The 6,104-nt window shown below is 66.5% G+C and carries 7 protein-coding genes and 1 pseudogene; 4 read left to right on the top strand and 4 right to left on the bottom strand.

Annotated elements, in window-relative coordinates; genetic code table 11:
- The first annotated feature begins 33 nt into the window (after nucleotides 1-33).
- Both HL658_RS36265 and HL658_RS36260 read left to right on the top strand, forming a co-directional pair.
- On the top strand, nucleotides 34-1,185 hold the full coding sequence (locus HL658_RS36265; protein ID WP_343055443.1) for an IS110 family RNA-guided transposase: 1,152 nt from the start codon (nucleotides 34-36) through the stop codon (nucleotides 1,183-1,185).
- Between the two features lie 331 nt (nucleotides 1,186-1,516).
- Entirely contained in the window at nucleotides 1,517-1,822 is a 306-nt protein-coding gene (locus HL658_RS36260; protein WP_180287746.1) for a hypothetical protein, read from the top strand.
- 125 nt (nucleotides 1,823-1,947) lie between these two features.
- Here HL658_RS36260 and HL658_RS36255 read toward each other — a convergent pair whose 3' ends face one another.
- Complete coding sequence (locus HL658_RS36255) at nucleotides 1,948-2,769, bottom strand: IS5 family transposase (RefSeq protein ID WP_180286953.1); 822 nt, start codon at nucleotides 2,767-2,769, stop codon at nucleotides 1,948-1,950.
- Nucleotides 2,770-2,789: 20 nt separating this feature from the next.
- Between HL658_RS36255 and HL658_RS36250 the strand changes: the two are divergent.
- Nucleotides 2,790-3,452, top strand: a pseudogene (locus HL658_RS36250) (IS630 family transposase); the annotation flags it as partial.
- 67 nt (nucleotides 3,453-3,519) lie between these two features.
- Here HL658_RS36250 and HL658_RS36245 read toward each other — a convergent pair.
- The 3 genes from HL658_RS36245 to HL658_RS36235 all read right to left on the bottom strand — a co-directional run bounded on the left by HL658_RS36245 (nucleotide 3,520) and on the right by HL658_RS36235 (nucleotide 5,758).
- Nucleotides 3,520-4,428 (bottom strand): RpnC/YadD family protein, encoded by a 909-nt coding sequence (locus HL658_RS36245; RefSeq protein WP_180286952.1) that lies wholly within the window; start codon nucleotides 4,426-4,428, stop codon nucleotides 3,520-3,522.
- A 441-nt stretch (nucleotides 4,429-4,869) separates the two neighbouring features.
- A complete protein-coding gene (locus HL658_RS36240) occupies nucleotides 4,870-5,211 on the bottom strand; it encodes a hypothetical protein (protein WP_180287745.1) in 342 nt (113 codons plus the stop codon).
- 253 nt (nucleotides 5,212-5,464) lie between these two features.
- Nucleotides 5,465-5,758: a hypothetical protein gene (locus HL658_RS36235; protein ID WP_180286950.1), complete on the bottom strand. Its 294-nt coding sequence runs from the start codon at nucleotides 5,756-5,758 to the stop codon at nucleotides 5,465-5,467.
- 151 nt (nucleotides 5,759-5,909) lie between these two features.
- Between HL658_RS36235 and HL658_RS36230 the strand changes: the two genes are divergently transcribed.
- A partial coding sequence (locus HL658_RS36230) for a hypothetical protein (protein ID WP_180287744.1) occupies nucleotides 5,910-6,104 on the top strand: 195 nt, incomplete at its 3' end.

Here is a 6,104-nt window from a genome sequence, read left to right as displayed (position 1 = left end):
GCCATAGCTGTGTTTGGTTGATAATGGCGACGTATAATCACGCCCGTTCTATGGCGCGTCCCCATCCTCGGTGCGGACGGCATGGTCCTGGTCAAACCCAAGCCGATCGCCGAGGACGCCGCCGGGCACGGCGCGCTGCTGGCGACCCTGGCGCCACCGGGTGAGGCCCTGGTGGTCATGGAGGCGACCGGGCATTACTGGAAGAACCTGTTCGCCGTGCTGGCGGCCAAGGGCTACGAGGTCGCCCTGATCAATCCGCTGCGCACCCACCGCTTCCAGGGCGAGAGCCTGGAGCGCACCAAGACCGACGCCATCGACGCTCTCGGCCTTGCCCGCTTCGGGCGGAAAAAGAACCCGCCCTCGACCCGGCTGGGCAGCCGGGCCCGCGAGGATCTGCGCGAACTGGTCCGCCACCGCGACCGGCTGCGCCAGGACTTCGACGACCGCGTCCGCCAGCTCCACCGGCTGGTCGATCCCGGCTTCCCGGAGTTCCACCGCTACGTTCGCACCCTCGACAGCATGCTGGCCACCGCCATCCTGGCCGAATATCCCACCGCCGAGGCCGTCGCCAAAGCTACCCCCCGCCGCCTCGCCAAGCTGCGCTACGACGGCCGCCACGCCGTCGGACACGAGCTGGCCGACCAGCTCATCGCCGCCGCCGAACGCTCGGTCGGTCAGCACCACGGCCCCGCCTATCGCGCCCAGGTCCGCGACATCTGCCAGGATCTCAACCTGTGGCGCCGCCGCCTGGCCGAGCGCGATGACGACATCGCCCGCCTGCTCGACGAGCACGAGGTCGGCTCGCTGCTCACCTCCATCGACGGTATCGGCCCCGGCACCGCCGCACGCCTCATCGCCGAACTCGGTGACCCCGCCCGCTTCGACAGCGCCGCCGCCCTGGCCGCCTATGTCGGGGTAGTCCCGGCGCTGCGGCAGCCCGGCAAGCGCCGGCCAACCTGGGCTGGCATCACCCCCATCGGAAACGCCCGCCTGCGAACCGCCTTGTGGATGCCCACACTCACCGCCGTCAGACGCAACCCGTGGCTCAAAGCCTTCTACGACCGCCTGCGAGCCAAGGGAAAGCCGCCAAAGCTGGCCCTCATCGCCGCCATGCGAAAGCTCCTGGTGGCCGTCTACGCCGTCGCCAAGGCCCGAAAGCCCTTCGAGCCAATGCTCCCCACCTGAAAAAACCGCTTGCTCAGCGTGACGGTATCTCATCGGATGGTGCAGATCCGCACCCGGACCCTCGATGGCACTCTGCGCGACACCTTCGCGGCGTGGTACCCAGCGATGGCCGCCAACGACACCACAGCGCCCACCACGGCGAACGCCGCCTGATCACCCAGGGGTTCTGCATGGTCTCCTACCTATTTCTCGTAGGATCAATGTGTTGAGACGCCGATCGACGTCCAACCAGCACGCCGATCCACACTCGTGGGCGATGGCATCTGTTAATTACAAGCCACCCGCTTTATAATAGCCCATAGAACAGAAACGGAGCGGTAGAATGCTATCAATGAATCCAATGGTTGTAATTTACTTTAAGAAAGGCAATCATTTTGAGCAAACAGGTGAAAGCTTCTATTTGTCTGAAACCGGCGGCGTGCTACCAGCCATTGGGGATCTTTTGATCGATCCGGGCGTGACCGTCGGGCAAAGTCGTACAAACCCCAAGAGCCGGATCGTCCGAGAAGTTATATCCCGCTACTTCATTCCTGGTTCTGACCAGAGAACCAGCACACAGCACCCACCGCACATCATTCTGGTGGTCAAGGAGCGTACCGGAAACCCAGACGAGGTAGATATCTTCAGCCTCGGGTGAGACGTTTGTATGATCGTGCGCTGGTGCGTGGTGTGTGATGGGGCCTATATTCTCTTTGGTGAGTTGAAGCCGCCGGCCTACTCCGCTGCGATTGACAGCGGGTCAGAGTCCGTTTGACAACCGGTTCAATGGCAGACTCGCCGGAGTAACAGGCTGGCCATGGCGAGTTGGATCATGCCCTTGGAGACATCGATGCTGGTTTCGTAGTCGCGGACCAGTCGCCTCCAGCGTGTCATCCAGGCGAAGGTCCGCTCGACGACCCATCGCCGCGGCACGACCTTGAAGCCCGGCTCAGTGTCAGTTCGGCGGATCACCTCGACGGTGAAGTCGAGGAAGGTGGCCTTGTCCAGCAGCTTCTTGCGGTCGTAGGCGCTGTCGGCGAAGAGGTGCTTCATCCACGGCCAGCGCTTGCGCATGGCCTCCAGGATGCGCCGGGCCCCGGCGGAGTCGGAGATGTCGGCGGTGGTCAGGTTCACCATCAGCAGGCGCCCGTCGGTGTCCACCGCGATGTGGCGCTTGCGCCCGCTCACCCTCTTGCCGGCATCGTAGCCGCGTTCCTTGGCCGCGGGGGCCTTCACCGACTGGCTGTCCACCACCCCCGCCGTCGGACTGGCCTCCCGGCCGGCCAATTCGCGGTCGATCATCAACACCAGGTCGTGGATCGTTTGGAACAGCAAGCGTCGCAGGAGGCGTTTGAACCACCAGTACACCGTCTGCCACGGCGGGAAATCCTTCGGCAGCAGCCGCCACCCACAGCCGGTCCGCGCCAGGTACCGCAGCGCGTTCAAGACTTCTCGAAGGTCCACAGCCCTCGGACGCCCAGTCCGCGACTGCCTCGGCACCAGCGGTTCTATCAGCGACCATTCCTCGTCGGTCAGGTCCGTCGTGTACCGCTTCGTCTTCTTCTCGATCCTGGCCATCCGGCCGCGCGTCGCCTCGTTCCACATACGAAGCTTGAATCATAACACAGCCTCAACGCATCCGCACCTTCAAGCGCTCCAACGACCCGGCGTTCGCCGCCAAGGTCGAGGACATCGTCGGCCTCTACATGGACCCGCCGTGCCACGCGGTGGTGCTGTCCATCGATGAGAAGAGCCAGATCCAGGCGCTCGACCGCACCCAGCCCGGCCTGCCGCTGAAACCCGGCAAGTGCGGGACGATGACGCACGACTACAAGCGCAACGGCACCACCACGCTGTTCGCCGCGCTGAACACGCTGGACGGCACGGTGGTCGGGCGCTGCATGCCCAAACACACCCACAAGGAGTTCATCAAGTTCCTGAACGCCGTGGAGCGCGCCGTCCCAGTGGGCAAGGTAATCCATGCCATCGTCGACAACTACGCCACCCACAAGCATCCCAAGGTTCTGGAATGGTTGGCCGATCACCCGCGATGGGTCTTCCACTTCACGCCCACCTCAGCCTCCTGGATCAATGCCGTCGAGGGCTTCTTCTCAATCATCACCCGCCGACGCATTCGGCGCGGCGTCTTCAAGTCCGTGGCCGATCTGCAGGACGCCATCACCCGCTACATCCGCGAGCACAACAAGGCATCCAAGCCCTTCGTCTGGACCAAACCCGCCGACACCATCCTCGCCAAGATCGCCCGGCTCCCTGCACCTTCTGAATGAGTCAGTGCACTAGAACCTTCCAGGCCGTCGCCGCGCGGCGATGGCTTTCTGCATCAGAAGCGAGCGGTCACGGAGGCGAATGCCGGACCACCGGGATGTCGAGTACCTCCAGCAGTTCTACGTCGCTTCGTGCCTGGACGACTGCCGTGGTGATGCGATCGAGGGTATCCTCGTCGGCGTCCACGAGCATTTCGTAGACCTCATCCGGCACCTTGTAGGGGACGGCCTGAAGGACCTTCGCGAGCCGCTTGCGCTCGCCGTCCAGCTCCCCCTCCAAGTACACGCCCTTGAAGAAGGGGTTCTCCTTCAGTTCCTGCACCATCGGCATCGGAGCCTCCTTCATCACCGTCTCAGCCAGATTCCTCAGTCCCGACAACACGCCCAGCTTCGCGATGGCGTCGGCTCGCGCATTGCCCTGCAGGCGCCCCAGGCTCCCGACGAGCCGCCTGATCCGCTGTGGATCGCCGCCACCCCGACACAATACGCTCAGAACGTTGTCGTCGAAACTGCTCGATTCAAGGAACGTATCTGGGTCCATGTCCCGGATGTCCCGGAGCTCGCACTCGAACTGTAGAGGGTTGTCGTCCACCTTCATGGACCAGCCCGCGATGTCCTCGTCGCCGACGAACAGGACCACTTGGTACAGCGGGCTGGTCGCGTCGATCTGCTGTCGGATGAGCCGACGGTAGTTCACCATGCGCCAGGCCATATCGGCCTCGCGGGTCGACTGGAACTCCACGTGCAGGAGAGCGTCGCCTCGAAGGCGCGCCACCAGGTCGGCGCGTCGGCCCTCGACCTCGGCGAAGTCGCCGTTCAGGCGCTCGACCACCGCTGCCTGAATCCCCAGCTGCCCGAGCAGGACGGACGAATGCCAAGTCAACCTCTTGAGCGGCTCGTCGAACCTGCGACGGAGATCTTCCGTCTTGGAGGCGGTGCCTGCGGGTTTCGACCTCTTCTTGGGCTTGGCTCTCGTCATCGGTGCTCTCGGTTACGGGCGCGATCATCCGAGGTCTGACCGTGCCGCGCAAGGGGCGATCTTCTCCGATCACGGCCCTGGCGCAGTCGGCTCCTCGCGTTGGCCTGATCGTGACGTCACGCGTCGGGAGAGCCGGGCCGATCCGGCGTCACAAAACGCGCCCTGCGCCAGCACACCCGGACCATCCGCCGGGACCGCCGCGCCGACCCCGATCACCGGGTCCACGCCGGCCACCGACGAGCCCCCACGGAAGGGGTTCCGCGAGCCTTCGCCGACCCGGCAAGAGGGTCGCCCGGACCCCTGCCCGCCAAGTCGTCCAAGGGCGTCCCGAGGGACGAACGGAGAGGGGCGGCAACGTGCCTCCGGCGCGTCGGACGGGGCCTCGGTCCCCCCCGACGGAAAGCACCTGGAACGGCGTCCGGCGCGTGGTGTCCGCGGGTGTCAGCGGTCGGGGAAATGCCCGACGAGGAGTGGCCAGCGCTGATGGAGCTGGGCACGCTTGCGCGCGCTCAGATTCGCCTCGGCCCAGACCAGCGCGGCCACCAGCTCGTCGTGCTCGCGACGCCGGCGCGTGCGCGCGTCCTTCTGGCGCTCGGCGGGGGTGCGGGGCGGCGGCTTCGTGAACGCTGCCGGCCCGTAGAGATCCAGAGCCATCCGCCTGACCCGCTCGGGCGAGGCATCGGCGACGCTCCGCACGCAGCGGATCGACACCCAGCCGCGGTGCTGCATCTCGACGTCGATGGCGCACTGCAGCCAGACGTCCGAACGCTTGTCGATCTCCATGGCGCCCCTCCTTTCAGCCGCGCGGCCTTGGCGCGGTGGCGTGGTCTGCTGGGCAGGGTGTTCCGCGCCGGCCGGACCCGGCGCGCACCCCGCCGCCGCAGTCGCCATCCGGCCGCTCGTGGTGGCCCGCCGGCGCGGCCCGAATGTCTCCCCGCACGAAGCCCACGCGGCCACACGGTCGCGGCGCTCCGCGCGCGCCCCACCGGAGCGCCGGCGTGGTCCGGTGGGAGCACGCAGCGCGCCGTGCCGGTGGTCATGATCCCTGCCCGGTGCCGGGCGGCGGCGTGGTGCGGTCGATGACCGTCAGTTCGACGCCCAGCCAGCGGGCGACGTCCTCGGTGGTGGCGCGCGGCAGGCGCGACCCCCGCAGGTCCCGCGCGAGCCAGCGGGCCAGCGCGTGCGGCGACCAGCCCCGGGCATGGGCGTCGCGCAGCGCCTGGAGGAGCGCCGGGTGGTCATCGATCCACTCCGTGCCCGGGGATTCGTGATGGTCTGTGCGGCGCGGTGCGTGCGGTGGCGGCATGCGGGCGAAAGCAAGGTTGAACATCACTGATGATAACGTCATATTCAGCGGTGTCAACGTGACAAGAAGGAAAATAGTCCCGTTTAACCGGGTCTAATCAACCCATGGTCATTGGGACGGTCATCCTATCGCCCCCGGTGCACGTCACCCCCGGGGCCCATGCACGGAGAAGCGGATGTCACAGCGGCGCAGCCGTGGGCTCTTCGAGGAGCCGGAGTGGATCCCGGGCCACCTGGCGGAGACCGACGAGGTCACGGACCTGCTGCGCCGGATGCGCGCGCTGAACCGCTTCGCCGCCCTCAGCCGCGTCCGCCGCACCGCCGCCGACCGCCAGCGCGTGGCCCGGGCCGCCGCCCGCCTGCGCGCCCTT

Origin of the sequence: Azospirillum oleiclasticum, assembly GCF_013423485.1 — a bacterium.
Classification (GTDB): domain Bacteria; phylum Pseudomonadota; class Alphaproteobacteria; order Azospirillales; family Azospirillaceae; genus Azospirillum; species Azospirillum oleiclasticum.
This window is presented reverse-complemented; position numbering and strand designations above follow the sequence as displayed.